General features: G+C 61.5%; 17 protein-coding genes. 16 read left to right on the forward strand and 1 reads right to left on the reverse strand.

Features of this window, described 5'->3' with window-relative positions; genetic code table 11:
* Positions 1 to 188: 188 nt before the first annotated feature.
* The 16 genes from ETW24_RS14595 to ETW24_RS14665 all read left to right on the forward strand — a co-directional run bounded on the left by ETW24_RS14595 (position 189) and on the right by ETW24_RS14665 (position 16,037).
* Complete coding sequence (locus ETW24_RS14595; protein ID WP_129371726.1) at positions 189 to 380, forward strand: Flp family type IVb pilin; 192 nt, start codon at positions 189 to 191, stop codon at positions 378 to 380.
* Positions 381 to 724: 344 nt separating this feature from the next.
* Positions 725 to 901, forward strand: a complete 177-nt coding sequence (locus ETW24_RS24315; RefSeq protein ID WP_164982748.1) for a hypothetical protein — start codon at positions 725 to 727, stop codon at positions 899 to 901.
* A 98-nt stretch (positions 902 to 999) separates the two neighbouring features.
* Positions 1,000 to 1,857, forward strand: coding sequence for a Flp pilus assembly protein CpaB (cpaB, locus tag ETW24_RS14600; protein WP_129371727.1), 858 nt, complete (start codon positions 1,000 to 1,002; stop codon positions 1,855 to 1,857).
* A gap of 215 nt (positions 1,858 to 2,072) precedes the next feature.
* A complete protein-coding gene (locus ETW24_RS14605) occupies positions 2,073 to 3,479 on the forward strand; it encodes a type II and III secretion system protein family protein (RefSeq protein ID WP_129371728.1) in 1,407 nt (468 codons plus the stop codon).
* Positions 3,480 to 3,494: 15 nt separating this feature from the next.
* On the forward strand, positions 3,495 to 4,124 hold the full coding sequence (locus ETW24_RS14610) for an OmpA family protein (RefSeq protein ID WP_129371729.1): 630 nt from the start codon (positions 3,495 to 3,497) through the stop codon (positions 4,122 to 4,124).
* Positions 4,125 to 4,278: 154 nt separating this feature from the next.
* The gene (locus tag ETW24_RS14615) at positions 4,279 to 5,508 is read left to right on the forward strand and encodes an AAA family ATPase (protein WP_164982749.1); all 1,230 of its coding nucleotides are present in this window, start codon (positions 4,279 to 4,281) and stop codon (positions 5,506 to 5,508) included.
* Positions 5,509 to 5,531: 23 nt separating this feature from the next.
* Positions 5,532 to 6,968 carry a CpaF family protein gene (locus ETW24_RS14620; RefSeq protein WP_129371731.1) on the forward strand — a complete coding sequence of 479 codons (1,437 nt, stop codon included), beginning with the start codon at positions 5,532 to 5,534 and terminating at the stop codon, positions 6,966 to 6,968.
* Complete coding sequence (locus tag ETW24_RS14625) at positions 6,968 to 7,936, forward strand: type II secretion system F family protein (RefSeq protein ID WP_129371732.1); 969 nt, start codon at positions 6,968 to 6,970, stop codon at positions 7,934 to 7,936. The genes ETW24_RS14620 and ETW24_RS14625 overlap by 1 nt, the downstream gene beginning before the upstream one ends.
* Positions 7,937 to 7,946: 10 nt before the next feature.
* The gene (locus ETW24_RS14630) at positions 7,947 to 8,918 is read left to right on the forward strand and encodes a type II secretion system F family protein (protein WP_129371733.1); all 972 of its coding nucleotides are present in this window, start codon (positions 7,947 to 7,949) and stop codon (positions 8,916 to 8,918) included.
* Positions 8,919 to 8,929: 11 nt separating this feature from the next.
* Positions 8,930 to 9,520 (forward strand): tetratricopeptide repeat protein, encoded by a 591-nt coding sequence (locus tag ETW24_RS14635; protein ID WP_129371734.1) that lies wholly within the window; start codon positions 8,930 to 8,932, stop codon positions 9,518 to 9,520.
* Between the two features lie 30 nt (positions 9,521 to 9,550).
* Positions 9,551 to 10,399 (forward strand): tetratricopeptide repeat protein, encoded by an 849-nt coding sequence (locus ETW24_RS14640; protein WP_129371735.1) that lies wholly within the window; start codon positions 9,551 to 9,553, stop codon positions 10,397 to 10,399.
* Between the two features lie 3 nt (positions 10,400 to 10,402).
* A complete protein-coding gene (locus ETW24_RS14645) occupies positions 10,403 to 10,900 on the forward strand; it encodes a prepilin peptidase (RefSeq protein WP_129371736.1) in 498 nt (165 codons plus the stop codon).
* A 151-nt stretch (positions 10,901 to 11,051) separates the two neighbouring features.
* Complete coding sequence (locus tag ETW24_RS14650) at positions 11,052 to 12,359, forward strand: ATPase (protein ID WP_129371737.1); 1,308 nt, start codon at positions 11,052 to 11,054, stop codon at positions 12,357 to 12,359.
* A 90-nt stretch (positions 12,360 to 12,449) separates the two neighbouring features.
* Positions 12,450 to 14,867 carry a ligase-associated DNA damage response DEXH box helicase gene (locus tag ETW24_RS14655; protein ID WP_129371738.1) on the forward strand — a complete coding sequence of 806 codons (2,418 nt, stop codon included), beginning with the start codon at positions 12,450 to 12,452 and terminating at the stop codon, positions 14,865 to 14,867.
* Between the two features lie 37 nt (positions 14,868 to 14,904).
* A complete protein-coding gene (pdeM, locus tag ETW24_RS14660; RefSeq protein WP_129371739.1) occupies positions 14,905 to 15,555 on the forward strand; it encodes a ligase-associated DNA damage response endonuclease PdeM in 651 nt (216 codons plus the stop codon).
* Between the two features lie 74 nt (positions 15,556 to 15,629).
* Positions 15,630 to 16,037: a PaaI family thioesterase gene (locus tag ETW24_RS14665; RefSeq protein WP_129371740.1), complete on the forward strand. Its 408-nt coding sequence runs from the start codon at positions 15,630 to 15,632 to the stop codon at positions 16,035 to 16,037.
* Positions 16,038 to 16,186: 149 nt separating this feature from the next.
* Here the strand turns inward: ETW24_RS14665 and folD are convergent, their stop codons facing one another.
* Positions 16,187 to 17,089: a bifunctional methylenetetrahydrofolate dehydrogenase/methenyltetrahydrofolate cyclohydrolase FolD gene (gene folD, locus ETW24_RS14670; RefSeq protein WP_129371741.1), complete on the reverse strand. Its 903-nt coding sequence runs from the start codon at positions 17,087 to 17,089 to the stop codon at positions 16,187 to 16,189.
* Positions 17,090 to 17,111 lie beyond the last annotated feature (22 nt).

The raw sequence follows: 17,111 nt of genomic DNA on the forward strand, positions 1-17,111 counted from the left end.
ACACATGCCATTTCTTGCCAAAAAGTTAAAATTGGGCAGCCAATTCCGAATTCTCGCCCCAATCCTGACATGCTCTGCTGGCTATATGTACCTACCCAAGCCGGTCAGTGGTCCCGCAGATGAGAGAGCAGACCCTGACGCAACGGTGAGACAACACCTATTCAGAGATCCTTTGGAGGGACCGAACCATGATCAAGTTTTTCAAAAGCTTCCGCAAAGACTTCCGCAAAGACGAATCCGGCGCCGTGACCGTTGACTGGGTTGTGCTGACCGCAGCTGTCGCCGCACTGGGCGGCGTGGTTTACACCGCTGTGCAGGATGGTGCATCGACCCTGGCCAGCGACACCGGCTCCTACCTGAAAGGCAAGAAGCCGACCTGATCGCAGGCGCTGGTATCCAACCCGCACTGCAACACAGTAATTCGGGCCGCTCTCTTCGGAGGGCGGCCCTTTTCATTCGGCACTTCTGTAATGAGGCCGGTCCCGAGTAAAGTTATCTGGCGAAATCTACCGGCTTTAATGAACTTGGGAAGTGGAAAGCGAGGCAAACCCTGCGCCAAAAAACGCTTCCTTCCTGCCCCCTCGCATTAATAGGTTATTAGGCAAAAAGCACTGAATTACGCCCCATTGACGCCCCATTCATGAAGCTTAATGATACTAACACGGGATTGCTTTCAGCAGGCGATCCTATCCCTTGACCCCCTTTGGGCAGCGAGGTCCGCAACATGAAGAAACTATGGTCATTCATTGCCAGTGACGACGGAGCGATAACCGTTGACTGGGTTATCCTGGCCGCCGCCGCAATCGGGCTGGCCGTATTGATTGCCGGGATGACGCAAGACGGCGCGCTTGGCCTGGCCCAGGGGCTGGCAGATTTTATGAGCAACTGGAACTTTGGCTGAGGCTTGGCGGACACCATCAATTGCCGCCGCAGTTCGAGTGATCCAGCAGCCGGTTCCGCCCCGCGGGGCGCCGGCTGAAATCTATGAGAGGTAACACAATGCGTGCAGTTTTCGGACTGGTGCTGATCGTCGGTGTGGCCCTCGCGGGCGGCGCCGTCATGATGGCAAAAAACTATATCTCGGCCTATCAGAATGAACTGGCCCGCGAGCGCGCGGCCCGCGCCGAAGCGGTGCCGCTGGTGGATGTTTTTGTCGCCACCAAACCCTTGAAATACGGCGAGCGGCTGTCCCAGGACGCAGTGCGCACCGTGCGCTGGCCCGAAGATGCCATTCCCGAAGGTGCCTTTATCACCCATGAAGAGTTGTTTCCGCCGCATGCCGGTGATCAGCTGAGAGTGGTTCTGCGCGCCATGGAAACGGATGAAGCCATCATGGCGCTCAAGGTCACGGCACCTGGCGAAGACGCCGGCATCACCTCGCGGTTGCAGCGCGGTATGCGCGCCTTTGCAATCAAGGTCGATGTCTCCTCAGGTGTTTCGGGTTTCCTGCGGCCTGGCGACAAAGTGGACGTCTACTGGACCGGCATGATGCCTGGATCGGCCGGTAGCCGCGGCGAGGTCACCCGTCTGATTCAGACCAATGTGGAACTGGTGGCCATTGACCAAAGCGCCGGCGGCGATATCAACGAAGCCGTCATCGCCCGCACCGTCACTGTTGCGGCCCACCCCAGGCAGGTCGCCGCGCTGGCACAGGCGCAAACCACCGGACGGCTGTCGCTGGCCCTGGTCGGCGCCGGCGATGACACCATCGCCTCGGTTGTCGAAGTGGACCAGCGCAGCTTGCTCGGCCTGGGGGCATTGGAAGCGCCGCAAGAAGTGGAAAAGGAAAAAGTCTGCACCATCCGCACCCGCCGCGGCGCCGAGGTTGTGGAAATTCCGATCCCCTGCACAAACTAGGAATTTCATTTCCGCGCAGACCGTTAACAGGCTCAGCCGCCCCACTCAAACGAAGGGCGGCTGTTTTGCCTGTTGCGCAGGCCCCACAATAGCCTTTGGTCAGGAACACCCCCGAAGCCATTGATTCTTGCAATAATTCGGGATCTGCACCACAGTGCCCGAAAGAGCGGGCGAAAAGACCCGGATTTTGAGGCGTGATCGGAAAGGCAGGTCACATGGCAATTGGACGGTTCGTAGCGGCGGCCCTGGTGGGGCTATCGCTTATTGGTATGCCACAGGCAGATGGGGCATCAGCGCAATCCTTGCGGGTAGTTAAAAAAGGCACGGCTTCACGACTGGACGTGCCGATGAACCGCGCCGTGGTGGTGGAAAGCGAAACCCCTTTTGCTGAGCTCAGCATCGCCAACCCCGGCATTGCAGATATCTCCTCCCTGTCCGACCGCACGATTTATGTGCTGGGCAAGTCGCCCGGCCTGACCACGCTGACGCTGCTTGATGGTTCCGGCCGGCTGATCACCAATGTGGACGTGCGGGTGGCGGCAGATGTGACCGAATTCAAAGAACGTCTGCGCCAGATCCTGCCCAATGAAAAAATCGAAGTCCGCACCGCCAACGACGGCATTGTTTTGTCCGGCACCGTGTCCAGCGCAGCGCGGCTGCAGCGGGCGCTGGACCTGGCCGAACGCTATGCGCCGGAGCGGGTCAGCAATCTGATGTCGGTCGGCGGTGTGCAGCAGGTCATGCTTAAGGTCCGCTTTGCCGAAATGCAGCGCTCGGTCTCAAAATCGCTGAGCGCCTCGCTGGGCTTTAACGGCGGCACCGGCAATGGCCGCACCGGCGGCATCAACACACTGAACACATCCGGCGCACTGGCCAACTCGCTGGCCGGCAACATCCCTGCAGCCAACGAAAACACCGGCGCATTCCTGTTCGGCTTCAACGCAGGTTCCGTCCAGGTCAGCCTGCTGCTGGAAGCACTTGAGCAAAAAGGCGTTGTCCGCACCCTGGCGGAACCCAACCTTTCCGCCCTGTCAGGTCAGGAGGCGAAATTCCTGGCTGGCGGCGAATACCCGGTTCCGATTGCTCAAGAAGGCGGCGTCATCACTGTTGAATTCAAACCCTTCGGGATTGAGCTGAATTTCATTCCCAGGGTGATCGACGGCGACCTGATCAATCTGGAACTGAATGCCGCTGTGTCGGCCATCGACCCCTCCAATGCGCTGGAGCTGAGCGGCCTGACCATCGACGCCTTCACGCGCCGGGAAACGTCCACCACGGTAGAAATGCGCGACGGCGAAAGCTTTGCCATCGCCGGTTTGATCCGTGATGAATTTCTCGACAACTCTTCACAGTTGCCCTGGCTTGGCGACGTGCCAGTGCTGGGCGCGCTGTTCCGCAGCGCCGATTACCAGCGCGAACAGACCGAGCTGGTGATCATCGTCAGCGCCCACCTGGTGACCCCGACCCGCGGCGAGGCGCTGACCCTGCCGACCGACCGGGTGGCGCCGCCAAGCGAAAAGGACCTGTTCCTGTTCGGGCGCACCTCCCGCACCAAAAACGGACCGGCGGCCGAAGTGGCCAAGCAGGACTTCAACGGCTCATACGGCTACGTGCTGGACTGATAGGGAGTGGCACAGATGATCAGAACCGCTGCAATTTTCGCTATTCTTCTGGCCGCAGCCGCCTGCGAACGGGAGGCCGGCCGCGAGCTGAACCGCTCAGGCGACTTTGGCGAGGCGACCCTTAGCAATGCGGCGGTGATGAGCGGGGAACGCAACTTTGCCATCCAATTGGCCAGCCGGTTCGCCAAAGAAGTGCCCACGACGATCAACTTCGATTTTGACAGCGCCCGGCTGGATCAGACGGCGCGGACGGTTCTGGACCGCCAGGCGGTCTGGATCAAGCAATTCCCCGAGGTGCGATTCCGCGTCTTCGGCCACACCGACGCGGTCGGCAGCAACGGCTATAACAAATCCCTCGGCTTGCGCCGGGCCCGCGCGGCTGTGAACTATCTGGTTTCCCGCGGCATCAGCCGCAGCCGGCTGGAAGCAGTGGTGTCGCACGGTGAAACCCAGCCGTTGGTCCCGACACCTGAGCGCGAACGCCGCAACCGCCGGACGGTGACCGAGGTCAGCGGTTTCCTTAAGCGCCACCCGACGGTGCTGGACGGGAAATACGCCCAGATCATCTATCGCGAATATCTGGAAAGCGCGATTCCGGGCACCACCCTGACCGAACAGCAGTCGCTGGAGCGCACGCTGCAGTAGGCAGAAGACGCGGCCAGCTGGTTACGAAGTAGTAACAATTCCCCAGATTTGGGGATTTTTGGCCCCAATATCGCCTAGATTGCCACCGACATTGTTTCCAAGAGGCGGACTGTGCCCAAAGCCCGGTCTGCCCAAGTGAACAAGGATGATGGCGATGAGCAGCGGAATGCCGCAAACAGACACACCTGCGATTGTTGCCTGCACGATCAGCCGGGACGTGCAGAATTTCGACCTCCTTATCGAAGATATGGAAGCCGTCCTGGGCGAGGCCTGGGGCGATCTGGGCTTTACCGAAGCGCTGGCTTTCTTTGGCCAGACCGAGGCAGAGCCGCTGCAGTTTGTGGCCCTGGCCATCGACAGCGCCGATGAGGGCGATCTGCCGCTGATGGGAGAGATTATCAACCAGGCAAAGGCGCGCGGCATCAAGGTGATCCTGATCGCCGAGGACGTGACCCCGGCGGCACTGCATACGCTGCTGCGCCAGGGCGCGGACGAGTTTGTGCCCTACCCGCTGCCTGAACAGGAATTGCAGGCTGCCATCGAACGGCTGCAGGCGCCGGAACCGGAAGTTGCGCAGAACCCGCACCAGCTGCAGTCCGGCAGCCAGCGCGAAGGCGCGGTGATTGTCTGTCACGGGCTGGCAGGCGGTACCGGATCGACCACCATGGCTGTCAACCTGGCCTGGGAGCTTGCAGCGCTCAGCGAACATGACGAGCCCAGCGTGTGCCTGCTGGATCTGGATCTGCAGCACGGTTCGGTCTCGACCTACCTTGACCTGCCCCGCCGCGAGGTGGTGATGGAAATGCTCAGCGAAACTGAAAGCATGGACGCGGATCTGTTCGGCCAGGCGCTGCTGCCGTTTCAGGAAAAGCTGCAGGTTCTGACGGCACCGTCCGAGCTGGTGCCGCTGGATCTGCTGTCGCCCGAGGATATCACACGGGTGATCGGGATGGCGCGCAGCCACTTCGACTTTGTTGTCGTCGATATGCCCCATACGCTGGTGCAATGGTCTGAAACCGTTCTGAACATGGCGCATGTTTACTTCGCGATGATCGAACTGGACATGCGTTCGGCACAGAATGCGCTGCGCATGAAGCGGGCGCTGCAGTCCGAGGACCTGCCGTTCGAAAAACTGCGCTTTGCCCTGAACCGGGCACCGAAGTTCACCGATCTTGCCGGCAAAAGCCGGGTCAAACGGATGGCCGAATCCCTGAGCATCTCCATCGACCTGCAGCTGCCCGATGGCGGCAAGCAGGTTCTGCAGAGCTGCGACCACGGGCTGCCGCTGGCCGTTTCGGCAGCGAAGAATCCCTTGCGCAAAGAAATCGCCAAGCTTGCAGCCTCGCTGCACGCATTGGGCCGAAGTGAAGCCGAAGCCGCCTGAGCGGCTGAACCGGGGGTGAGTTGATGTTTTCCAAGTACAAAAAGCAAGCGGCCAAACCTGCCGCACCTGCGCCTGCGCCGGTTCCGGTCGCGGCGGCTGCTGCCGCGCCTGCTGCCAGTCTGCGGCGGCCGGTCCAGCGCAAGGCCGCCGAGGCGCAGCCGATGGATAAGGACCGCAAGCGCAAGGAGCGTTTGGGCGAGATCAAGATCCAGCTGCACCGGGAGCTTTTGGAGAACCTGAACCTGGCCGCGCTGGAACGCGCAGGCGAGGCAGAACTGCGATCTGAGATCGCCACGATTGCAACCGAGATTCTGGCGGAAAAAGGCATCGTCCTGAACCGCGAAGACCGCCAGCAGCTGAACAAGGAGCTGTATGACGAGGTCACCGGCCTTGGCCCGCTTGAGGCGCTGCTGCAGGACGACACGGTCAGCGATATCCTGGTGAACGGCCCGCAGCAGATCTTTGTTGAACGCGATGGCAAGCTGCAGATCAGCGACATCACCTTCAAGGATGAGAAGCATCTGATGCGGATCATCGACAAGATCGTGTCGGCTGTGGGCCGCCGTGTTGATGAGAGCAACCCCTATGTGGACGCCCGCCTCGCCGATGGCTCGCGTTTCAACGCGATGGTGCCGCCGGTTGCGGTGGATGGCTCGCTGGTGTCGATCCGGAAATTCAAAAAAGACAAGCTGGGCATCGACGACCTGGTGAATTTCGGCGCCTTCACCGAGGAGATGGCCGCCTTTCTGCAGGCCGCAGTTTCGACCCGGCTGAATGTCATCGTCTCGGGCGGGACCGGTTCGGGTAAAACCACCACACTGAATGCGCTGTCCAGCTTCATCGACAATTCCGAGCGGATCCTGACGATCGAGGATACCGCGGAACTGCAGCTGCAGCAGACCCATGTGGGCCGGATGGAAAGCCGCCCGCCCAATGTTGAAGGCAAGGGCGAGGTCTCCCCTCGCGACTGTCTGAAGAACGCTTTGCGGATGCGCCCTGACCGCATCATCGTCGGCGAGACCCGCGGCGAGGAAGTCATCGACATGCTGCAGGCGATGAATACCGGCCATGACGGCTCGATGACCACGATCCATGCCAACTCAGCCCGCGACGGGATTTCACGCCTGGAAAACATGATTGCGATGGCAGGCATTGAAATGCCGCTCAAAGCAGTGCGCAGCCAGATCTCTTCGGCTGTGAACCTCATTGTGCAAGCCTCGCGTCTGCAGGACGGTTCCCGCCGGATGACCTCCATCACCGAAATCACCGGCATGGAGGGCGACGTGATCTCGATGCAGGAAATCTTCCGTTTCCAGCGGGTCGGGCTGACCCCGGACAACAAGATCATCGGCCATTTCACCGCCACCGGCGTGCGCAGCCATTACTCTGAGCGCTTCCGCCTGTGGGGCTTTGATCTGCCGCCGTCGATCTATGAACCCACTGTGATGGAGGCACGCTGATGCAACTGAGTGCCGAGCCGCTTATTTATGGCGCGATCTTCTTTGGGGTTCTGGCCCTGGTCGAAGGCCTGTATCTGTTCACCTTCGGCAAATCCATCAGCCTCAACAGCAAGGTGAACCGCCGGCTGGAGATGATGGAGAAGGGCAGCAACCGCGAACAGGTGCTGGAGCAGCTGCGTAAAGAGCTGGGCCAGCACGCCAAATCGCAGTCTATCCCGCTCTATTCACTGCTGTCGGAGCGGGCGCAGAAAGCCGCGATTGCCTTTTCGCCCAAGCAGCTGATCCTGATCATGGCCGCCCTTGCTGCCGTTGCTTTTGCCGGCCTCAGCATCGGTACTTCGGCCCCCCTGCCCGTCCGGATCCTGGGATCCGTCATCATCGGCGTTGGTGCGGTGTTCTTCTGGGTTAACAAGAAAGCCGCCAAGCGGATGGCCATGATCGAAGAACAGCTGCCGGATGCGGTGGAACTGATGGTGCGCAGCTTGCGCGTCGGCCATCCGTTCACCTCGGCCGTGCAGATCGTCGCAAATGAGGTTGAAGACCCCTTGGCGACCGAGTTCGGCATTATCTCCGACGAATGCGCTTATGGCCGCGATGTCGGCGAATCGCTCAAGGAAATGGCGGAACGGCTGGACATGCAGGACATGCGCTTTCTGGCTGTTGCCGTCACCATCCAGCAGCAATCAGGCGGCAACCTGGCCGAAGTTCTGGCAGGCCTGGCCAAAGTGATCCGCGCCCGCTTCCGCCTGTTCCGCCGGGTCAAGGCCATCACCGCCGAGGCGCAGTGGTCGGGCAAATTCCTGTCGGGGTTCCCGCTGTTCTGCCTGATCGGGATCCTGGTTAAGGATCCCAATTATTATGACGGCGTGCTGGACCATCCCTGGTTCATCCCCGCCTGTTTTGCGGTGGGTGTGATGCTGACTGCCAATCTGATCGTCATGCGCGTGCTGACCAACATCAAAGTGTAAGGAGGGGACCGTGGAATTTCTGACCGGAATAAACGATTACCTGACGTCGCAATTCGGCGAGTTCGGCCCGCTCCTGGCGCTTGGCATTGCCGGGCTGTTCATGATCCTGCTGGCGGTTCCGCTGCTGCTGAACCAGCCCGAGGATCCGCTGAAGAAGCTGCAAAAGAACATGGCGCCCGAAACCCGGAACAAACCGCAAAAGCAGCGGTTGCGCCAGGCCGACCGCAACGAGCAGTTGCAAAAATTCGCAGGCTTTCTGGAACCGCAGAACGAAGACGAACTGTCAGCGATGGAACTGAAGCTGCGCCAGGCGGGGTATCACTCCAAGGACTCGGTACGCCTGTTTCATTTCCTGCAGTTTGCTCTGGGCATTCTGGGTCTGCTGGCGGGGCTGTTCTTTGTCTATGTGCTGAAGGCCGATATCGATTATGACAGCCAGCAAATGGCGATCCGCATCATCGGCCCCGGTGCGGCCGGCTATTTGCTGCCGAAATACTGGATCACCCGCCGGATTGAAGAGCGCAAGCAAAAGATCACCGAAGGCTTCCCGGATGCGCTGGACATGATGCTGGTCTGTGTCGAAGCCGGCCAGTCGCTGGACCAGGCGATTGTTCGCGTCGCCAAGGAGCTGCACGCCTCTTTCCCGGATCTGGCCGAAGAATTCGAGGTTGTCGCGCAAGAAATGAAGGCAGGCAAGGAAAAGGACAAGGTCCTGCGGGACATGGCCACCCGCTGCGGGGTGCAGGATGTCTCCTCCTTTGTGACTGTAATGATTCAGTCCGCCAGCTTCGGCACCTCGATCGCAGACGCTTTGCGGGTTTATGCCGGGGAAATGCGCGACAAGCGTGTGATGCGCGCGGAAGAGGCCGCAAACAAGTTGCCCGTGAAGATGACCCTTGCCACAATGGGCCTGACAGTCCCGCCGCTGCTGATCATTCTGGTCGGCCCGTCGGTGCAGGGCATCATGAACATGGGCAACTGAGGCAACCGAACATGAACTCATCAGGACGGGCCGGGCCGGGCCGTCTCTGCCGTGCTATTGCCGCCGCCAGCGTTGTTGCGCTGGCGGCGGCCTGCGCGCCGGGCGGGCTGAAACAGGACAAGGGCAGCCCTTGGGCGCCAGGCGGCAATCACCGCCAGCAGGCCGAGGACGGGCTGGTAGTCGGCCACCGGCTGATGGCAGCGGGCCAGCATGAACTGGCATTGGACGCCTTCACCCGCGCGGCCCTTGACCACGGGCTCACGCCCGAAGTTCTGACCGGCATGGGCAGTGCCAAACTGGGCCTCAGGCGGCTTGGCCAGGCAGAAGAGCTGCTGCGCCAGGCGGTGGATGCGGACGGCACCTGGCCTGAACCGATGAACAACCTGGGCGTCGTGCTGATGGAGCGCGGCAAAACCGCCGAAGCCGTGCAGGTGTTCCAGCGCGCCTATGCGCTTGACAATGGCGAAAGTGACGCAATCCGCGATAATTTACGCCTTGCTCTCGCAAAGCTTGAAAATCCTGCGCATACTGACCCTCAAAATCAAGACTATAAATTGGTGCGGCAAGGCGGCGGCAGCTACCTGATAAGCCAAGCACCATGACAGAGGCAGAGCAGTAAAAAGGACGCACCAATGCGCCAGCAGTATTTCCTATCCGCTTCTCTGGCAGGGGCGCTGCTTTTGTCGGCCTGCGCAGAGAAAGCCGATGAAACCGTGGAACGGGCTTTTCAGGAAGTGAATGTCATCGACGAGAGCAATCTGAATGACGTCATGCTCTCGGTCGCCGACCCGAACGAGGCGGTTGCCCATTTCCAGCGGACGCTGAAGAACAGCCCGGACCGGATTGAACTGCAACGCGGGCTGGCCTATTCGCTGATCCGCGCCAAGCGCACCACCGAAGGCACCACCGCCTGGAAAAAAGTTGTCTCGATGAAGGGGGCCACCAGCGAGGATCATGTTCAGCTGGCCGGCGCGCTTGTGCGCAGCGGCGAATGGGACGGGGCCAAGGCAGAACTGGACAGGGTTCCCCCAACCCATGAGACCTATGAGCGCTACCGCCTGGAGGCAGTTGTGGCGGATGCCGCCAAAGATTGGAAACGCGCGGACAGCTTTTATGAAATTGCCGTGGGTTTGACGACAAAACCCGCAAAAGTGATGAACAATTGGGGCTATTCCAAGCTGACCCGCGGCGATTTCGCCGGCTCTGAGCGGTTGTTCGGCGAAGCAATCCGCCAGGATCAACGCCTGTTCACAGCCAAGAACAACCTGGTTCTGGCCCGCGGCGCGCAACGCAATTACACCCTGCCGGTAATTCCGATGGATCAGACTGAACGCGCACTGCTGCTGCACACGCTGGCGCTGTCGGCAGTAAAGCAAGGCGACGTCAAGACCGGCGAGAATCTGCTGCGCGAAGCGATTGACACCCACCCGCAGCACTTTGAGGAAGCCTCGCGCTCGCTGGCGGCCCTGGAGAACGGCTGATCCATGCAGTTCCCGGCCCATGCTGCCCTGTGGTTCCTGCCCTTTGTGCTGCCGCTGTGCTACACAGTCGCGCTGACAGATCTGCGCGGCATGCGCATCCCCAACTGGGCCGTCGATTTGCTAGCCGTGATCTATGTGGTTGCAGGCGCGATGCTGATGCCCAGCTGGGCGGACTACGGCTGGCATCTGCTGCACCTGCCGGTCGGCATCGGCCTGGGCTACTTGTTCTATGCAGCCGGTGCGGTCGGCGCGGGCGACGCCAAATTTGCAGGTGCCGCCGCCCCCTTCTTTGCGCTTGGCGACCTGCGGCTGTTGATGATTATCTTTGCTGCCACCCTGCTGGCCGGGTTCACCGCCCACCGGATCGCCAAATACACCCCCCTGCGCCGGCTGGCGCCGCAATGGCAAAGCTGGGACACCGGCAAAAGCTTCCCGATGGGCCTGTGCCTGGGCGGCACCCTGGCCCTCTACCTGGTGCTGGCAGCGCGCTTTGGCAGCTGACTGCATCCGCTGTAAAAACTTCGCTGGAAATCCGCCGCCTCCGCGGAATTGCTGCAGCTCTGCCCCGCTGTTGCCACAGTCCTGAATAGTCTGTTTCCTTGAACGCCCCGGCTGCCGGGGCACGGATCCGATCTCAGGGACAGGCACCGCCATGAACATGCAGAACCTCACCGTGATGGCCCCGCCCGCCCCCAAGGGACTGGCGCAGATGCAGCTGCCGCTGGTGATGATGCGGGACATCCTGCTGAAGACCATCTTCCGCAAAAACGTCGAGAACGTCACGGAAATCGCCGAGGCAATCTGCCTGCCTGGCGCCGTCACCCAGGAACTGGTGGATATCGCCCGTGAGCAAAAGCTGCTGGAAGCCACCGGCACGCTCAACGCCAACAGCGGCAACGAAATGGGCTACCAGCTGACCGATGCGGGTAAATCGCGGGCGCTGGATGCGCTCAGCCAGTCGGAATACTTCGGGGCGATGCCGGTGCCGCTGGACGTCTACCGCGAGCAGGTGAAACGCCAGTCGATCCGCAACATCCAAGTGTCCCGCGACCAGCTGACCAATGCCATGGGGCATCTGATCCTGCCAAACAGCCTGCTGGACCACCTTGGCCCGGCCGTCAGCGCGGGCCGTTCGATCCTGATGTACGGTCCGCCGGGCAACGGTAAGTCTTCAATCTCCAACGGTATCCGCGACGCCCTGGGGGACCACGTCTATGTGCCGCGCGCCATTGAATATTCGGGCCAGGTGATCACGGTCTATGACCCGATCGTCCACACCGAAGTCGCGCAGGAACCGGAAGACCCCAACGCGTTGCGCCGCCGCCGCAGATTCGACGAACGCTATGTCATGTGCCAGCGCCCCACCGTAATCACCGGCGGCGAACTGTCTCTGGACATGCTGGATCTGGTCTATAACCCCACCGCACGCACCTATCAGGCGCCCTTGCAGCTGAAATCCACCGGCGGCATTTTCATCGTCGACGACCTTGGACGCCAGGCGGAACCGCCGCAGTCGCTGGTCAACCGCTGGATTGTGCCGCTGGAGGAAAGCAAGGACATCCTGGCATTGCAGTCAGGCGAGAAGTTCGAAGTCCCCTTTGACACGCTGGTGATCTTCTCCACCAACTTCCACCCGAACAAAATCTTTGACCAGGCAGCCCTGCGGCGGATCTTTTTCAAGATCAAAATCGACGGCCCGGACCAGGAAAACTACCTCAAGATCTTTGCTATGGTTGCCCGCAAGAAAGGCATGCCGCTGGACGAAGGCGCATTGGTACACCTGCTGAAAAGGAAATACCCGTCGATCGATAACGTCTATGCGAACTACCAGCCGGTGTTTCTGATCGACCAGATCATCGCAATCTGCGAATTTGAGGGCATCCCTTATCAGATGTCCCCCGAGCTGATCGACCGCGCCTGGGCTAACATGTTCGTCAAGGACGAAGATATCGTGAAGTGATCCCCGCCGGCAGACAGGCGGCAGCAAGAGTTTTCAAAAACTCTTGCAAAACTTTTCGAAAAGTTTTGGGCCTTCCCCTAAAAGGAAGGGATGAGCAAACTTCCCAAGGTCATTTTAGGCTGGTTTACCGCCCGCGGCTGGTCCATCCACCCGCACCAGCATACCATGCTGGACCGTGCCGGGGATCCGGCAACCCTGCTGATCGCCCCCACCGGCGGCGGCAAGACCATGGCCGGCTTTCTGCCCACCCTCGCCGATCTGGCAGAAAGCCCTCATGACGGGCTGCACACTCTCTATATTTCACCGCTCAAGGCCCTTGCTTCAGACATCAAACGCAACCTGCGCACCCCGGTCGAGGAAATGGGCCTGCCCATCCGCATTGACGACCGCACCGGCGACACGCCGTCTTCCCGCAAAAGGCGCCAGCGCGCCGATCCGCCGCATATTCTGCTGACCACACCGGAAAGCCTGGCGCTGCTCACCTCCTACGAGGATGCGGCCCGCACTTTCAAAGGGCTGAAGCGGGTGGTGGTGGATGAAATCCATGCGCTGGCCGAAAGCAAACGAGGCGACCAGCTGATGCTGGCCCTGGCGCGGTTGCAAACGCTCTGCCCTGATCTGCGCCGGGTGGGCCTGTCAGCTACCGTGGACGACCCGCAGGCCATTGCCAGCTATCTGGCCTGCCACCCGGACCCCTGCAATATCGTGCAGGCCGACCCCGGCCCCGCCCCGGACATCCGGATGCTGGAAACCGCAGAAGCCCCGCCCTGGGCCGGCGGCGGCGCGGCCTATGCCATCGCGGCGGTGATGGAACAGATCCAGGCGCATAAAACCACGCTGATTTTTCACAACACCCGCGCCCAGGCCGAGATATTCTTTCGCAATCTCTGGCTCGCCAATGACGATGCGCTGCCAATCGGGATCCATCACGGCTCGCTCGACCGGGGCCAGCGCGACCGGGTCGAGGCCGCCATGGTCCGCGGCGAGCTGCGCGCCATTGTCTGCACCGGTTCACTGGACCTCGGCATCGACTGGGGCGATGTGGATCTGGTGATCCAGATCGGCGCACCGAAGAACGTGAAACGCCTGGTCCAGCGCATCGGCCGCGCCAACCACAGCTACAACGTCCCGTCCAAGGCGCTTTTGGTCCCCGCCAACCGGTTTGAGGTGGTGGAATGCCATGCCGCGCTGAACGCCGTCCGTGCAGGGGATCTGGACGGCGAGGCACGCGGCCCCGCCCCCCGCGATGTCCTTTGCCAGCACATTCTGGTTACGGCCTGTGCCGGGCCGTTTGATGCGGAAGAACTCTACACCGAAATAACCAGCGCCGGCGCCTATGCCACCCTCACCCGCGCCGGTTTCGATGCCTGTCTCGATTTCTGTGCCACCGGCGGCTACGCGCTGAAAGCCTACGACCAGTGGCAGCGCCTGTTGCAACGCCCGGACGGCAAATGGCAGCTGCGCGATCCGCGCGCCGCCCAACGCATCCGCATGAACCTGGGCACCATTCAGGACGCCGACCTCATCAAGGTGCGCCTGAAGCGCAGCCGCGGCGGCAAGCCCCTGGGCGAGATCGAAGAGGCCTTTGCCGCCACCCTCACCCCCGGCGACACATTCCTGATCGGCGGCCGGACCGTGCGATACGAGGGCTTGCGCGAAATGACCGTCGAGGTTACCCGCACCCCCGGCAGGAAACCTAAGATCGCAGTGTTCTCCGGCACCAAATTCGCCACCTCCACCCAGCTCAGCGCCCGCATCCTGGAGATGTTCAAACAGGACAGCTGGCCAGATCTGCCCCGCCACACCGCCGAATGGCTGGAACTGCAGCGCGAAGTCTCGGACCTTCCCCGCGCAGGCTCGCTGCTGATCGAAAGCTTCCCCCGCGACGGGCGCGAGCATGCTTGCATTTACGGCTTTGCCGGCCGTAACGCTCAGCAAACGCTGGGGCTGCTCCTGACCAAGCGGATGGAGGAGCTTGGCCTCGATCCGCTTGGCTTTGTCTCGACCGACTACGCCACATTGATCTGGGGTCTGGAGCCGCTGACCGACCCGGCCCCGCTGTTCGATGTCACTGCCCTGCGCGAGGGGCTGGACGGCTGGCTGGCCGGCAACGCAGTAATGAAACGCGCCTTCCGCGGCGCGGCGACCATTGCCGGGCTGATTGAACGCAACACACCCGGGCAGCGCAAGAACGGGCGCCAAGCAACATTCTCCTCCGACATCCTCTATGACACGCTCAGGAAATACGACCCGGACCACCTGCTGATGAGCATCACCCGCGACGAAGCCCTGCGCGGGCTGGTGGACTTTGGCCGCGTCGAGCAGATGCTGGCTCGGATCAATGGCCGGATCACCCTGCGGCGGCTGGACCGGATCTCGCCGCTTGCAGCGCCGCTTTTGCTGGAGGCTGGCAAGGTTCCGGTCAAAGGCGCAGCGCAGGAAAAGCTGCTGCAACGCGAGGCCGAAGCGCTGATGCGGCTATCCGGACTGGACCGGCTGGTGCAATAGCGCTTGCCTGTTCGGCCAGCGCGTCTAAGACCACAGCATGAACGGATTTGATTTCAACCTCGCAGGCACCCGCCTGACCGCGCTCGGCTCCGGCGCGCTCTTGTGGGCGGACCACCGGCTGCTTTGCGTCTCCGACCTGCATCTTGGAAAATCCGCACGCCATGCGCGGCGCGGCGGCAGTGCCCTGCCCCCTTACGAAGGCCGTGACACCCTCAACCGCCTTGAGAGACTGGTCGCAGACCTCAACCCGGCAACTGTGGTTTGCCTCGGCGACAGTTTCGACGATGATACCGCAGCCACAGAATTGCCGGCCCCTGAAAGGATCCAAACCCAAGACCTGATGCAAAACCGCCGCTGGATCTGGATCGAGGGAAACCACGACCCCGCCCCCACCAGTCTAGGCGGGGAGCACTTGGCGGACTTGCGGGTTGGCCCCCTCACCTTCCGCCACATTGCTGATCCGCCGGAAACGGCGGAAATCTCCGGCCACTACCATCCCAAGGCCCGCGTCCGCAGCAATTCACGCCCCTGTTTCCTGCTGGACGCCTCCCGCCTGATCCTGCCCGCCTTCGGCACCTATACCGGCGGATTGCGCAGCACCGATCCGGCGCTTGCATCATTGATGGCGCCGAATGCCTTGGCCATTCTGACCGGTCCGCATGCCCTGCCGATACCGATGCCCCGCTAAGTGGCGCAGCGTCACCGACATGGGACCGCCCCTTCTCTTCTATGCTTGGCCTCAGCAAAAGAAGGACACTCAAAATGGAACACCGCATCCGCAGCAGTTTCGCCAAGCAAAGCATGATGCAAACCCTGGGCGCAAACATCCAAAGCGTCTCGGATGGTGAAGTGGTGATCACTGCGCCGATCCTGCCCGGCAGCCGCCAGCAGCACGATGCGGCACATGCAGCGCTGAGCTTTGCCATCGGCGACACCGCTGCCGGATATGCAGCGCTTACAAAAATGCCGGAAGACAGCGAAGTGATGACAGCTGAGATGAAGATCAACCTGCTGGCGCCGGGTGCCGGAGACTCTTTACGGGCGACCGGCAAGGTCATCAAACCGGGACGCCGACTGGTCATTGTCACGGCTGAGGTCCACGCACTGCAGGGCAGCCAGGAGAAGCTGATTGCCATCCTCCAGGGCACGATGGTGCCCGTCCCGGCCTGAGGAACCGCCCCCCGTTCTTCACGTATCCACAGAGGTGCAGACAGGCTCTGGAATGAACGCCCGGCCCCTTTTTCATCTTTCCAAAAATACTCCCGCCGGAGGCGTCCGGCGGGAGCTGTTTGGTACAGGTTTCAGCGTTCTGCGCTGCCTCAGGCGGTCAGGCCTTCGGGCTCTTTCAGACCGTTGGCGCGGCAGCAGGCGGTGACGGTGTTCGCAAGCAGGCAGGCGATGGTCATCGGGCCGACACCGCCCGGCACCGGGGTGATGGCGCCGGCGCGCTCAGCGGCACTGGCAAAATCGACGTCGCCGACCAGCTTCATCTTGCCTTCGCCTTTTTCGGGCGCATCAATCCGGTTGATGCCGACATCGATGACGGTGGCGCCTTCCTTGATCCAGTCGCCCGGCACCATTTCCGGGCGGCCCACGGCGGCCACCACGATGTCGGCGCGGCGCACCACTTCGGCCAGGTCCTTGGTGCGCGAATGCGCGATGGTCACCGTGCAGCTGTCGCCCAGCAAGAGCTGCGCCATCGGCTTGCCGACGATGTTGGAACGGCCGATCACAACCGCATCCATGCCCGACAGCGACCCATGATGGTCGCGCAGCATCATCAGGCAGCCCAAGGGCGTGCAGGGCACCATCGATTTCTGACCGGTGCCCAGAAGGCCGACGTTGGAGATGTGGAACCCGTCCACGTCCTTTTCCGGCGCGATCGAATTGATCACCAGATCCTCGTTCATATGCCCCGGCAGCGGCAGCTGCACCAGAATGCCGTGGATCGAGGGGTCGTTGTTCAGCTGATCAACCACCGCCAGCAGATCCGCCTCGGACGTGTCCGCATCCAGCTTGTGCTCAACCGAGTTCATGCCGACCTCAACGGTCTGCTTGCCCTTGGAGCGCACATAGACCTGGCTTGCCGGGTCTTCGCCGACCAGAACCACGGCCAGGCCGGGGGTGATGCCGTGCTCTTCTTTCAGCCGCGCCACGTGTTCGGCCACCTGGCCGCGCACCTTGGCCGCAAAGGCCTTGCCGTCAATCAGAGTTGCTGCCATTTGATCTCTTCCTTTTTACCGC

It is taken from the genome of Leisingera sp. NJS204, assembly GCF_004123675.1.
Classification (GTDB): domain Bacteria; phylum Pseudomonadota; class Alphaproteobacteria; order Rhodobacterales; family Rhodobacteraceae; genus Leisingera.

Excerpts from the sequence above, each read along its gene's own strand:
- ETW24_RS14605 (WP_129371728.1), top strand. The coding sequence starts at position 2,073 with ATGGCAATTGGACGGTTCGTAGCGGCGGCCCTGGTGGGGCTATCGCTT.
- ETW24_RS14645 (WP_129371736.1), top strand. The coding sequence starts at position 10,403 with ATGCAGTTCCCGGCCCATGCTGCCCTGTGGTTCCTGCCCTTTGTGCTG.
- ETW24_RS14610 (WP_129371729.1), top strand. The coding sequence starts at position 3,495 with ATGATCAGAACCGCTGCAATTTTCGCTATTCTTCTGGCCGCAGCCGCC.
- ETW24_RS14650 (WP_129371737.1), top strand. The coding sequence starts at position 11,052 with ATGAACATGCAGAACCTCACCGTGATGGCCCCGCCCGCCCCCAAGGGA.
- ETW24_RS14620 (WP_129371731.1), top strand. The coding sequence starts at position 5,532 with ATGTTTTCCAAGTACAAAAAGCAAGCGGCCAAACCTGCCGCACCTGCG.
- ETW24_RS14615 (WP_164982749.1), top strand. The coding sequence starts at position 4,279 with ATGAGCAGCGGAATGCCGCAAACAGACACACCTGCGATTGTTGCCTGC.
- ETW24_RS14635 (WP_129371734.1), top strand. The coding sequence starts at position 8,930 with ATGAACTCATCAGGACGGGCCGGGCCGGGCCGTCTCTGCCGTGCTATT.
- ETW24_RS14665 (WP_129371740.1), top strand. The coding sequence starts at position 15,630 with ATGGAACACCGCATCCGCAGCAGTTTCGCCAAGCAAAGCATGATGCAA.
- folD (WP_129371741.1), bottom strand. The coding sequence starts at position 17,089 with ATGGCAGCAACTCTGATTGACGGCAAGGCCTTTGCGGCCAAGGTGCGC.
- cpaB (WP_129371727.1), top strand. The coding sequence starts at position 1,000 with ATGCGTGCAGTTTTCGGACTGGTGCTGATCGTCGGTGTGGCCCTCGCG.
- ETW24_RS14640 (WP_129371735.1), top strand. The coding sequence starts at position 9,551 with ATGCGCCAGCAGTATTTCCTATCCGCTTCTCTGGCAGGGGCGCTGCTT.
- ETW24_RS14625 (WP_129371732.1), top strand. The coding sequence starts at position 6,968 with ATGCAACTGAGTGCCGAGCCGCTTATTTATGGCGCGATCTTCTTTGGG.
- ETW24_RS14595 (WP_129371726.1), top strand. The coding sequence starts at position 189 with ATGATCAAGTTTTTCAAAAGCTTCCGCAAAGACTTCCGCAAAGACGAA.
- ETW24_RS24315 (WP_164982748.1), top strand. The coding sequence starts at position 725 with ATGAAGAAACTATGGTCATTCATTGCCAGTGACGACGGAGCGATAACC.
- ETW24_RS14655 (WP_129371738.1), top strand. The coding sequence starts at position 12,450 with ATGAGCAAACTTCCCAAGGTCATTTTAGGCTGGTTTACCGCCCGCGGC.
- pdeM (WP_129371739.1), top strand. The coding sequence starts at position 14,905 with ATGAACGGATTTGATTTCAACCTCGCAGGCACCCGCCTGACCGCGCTC.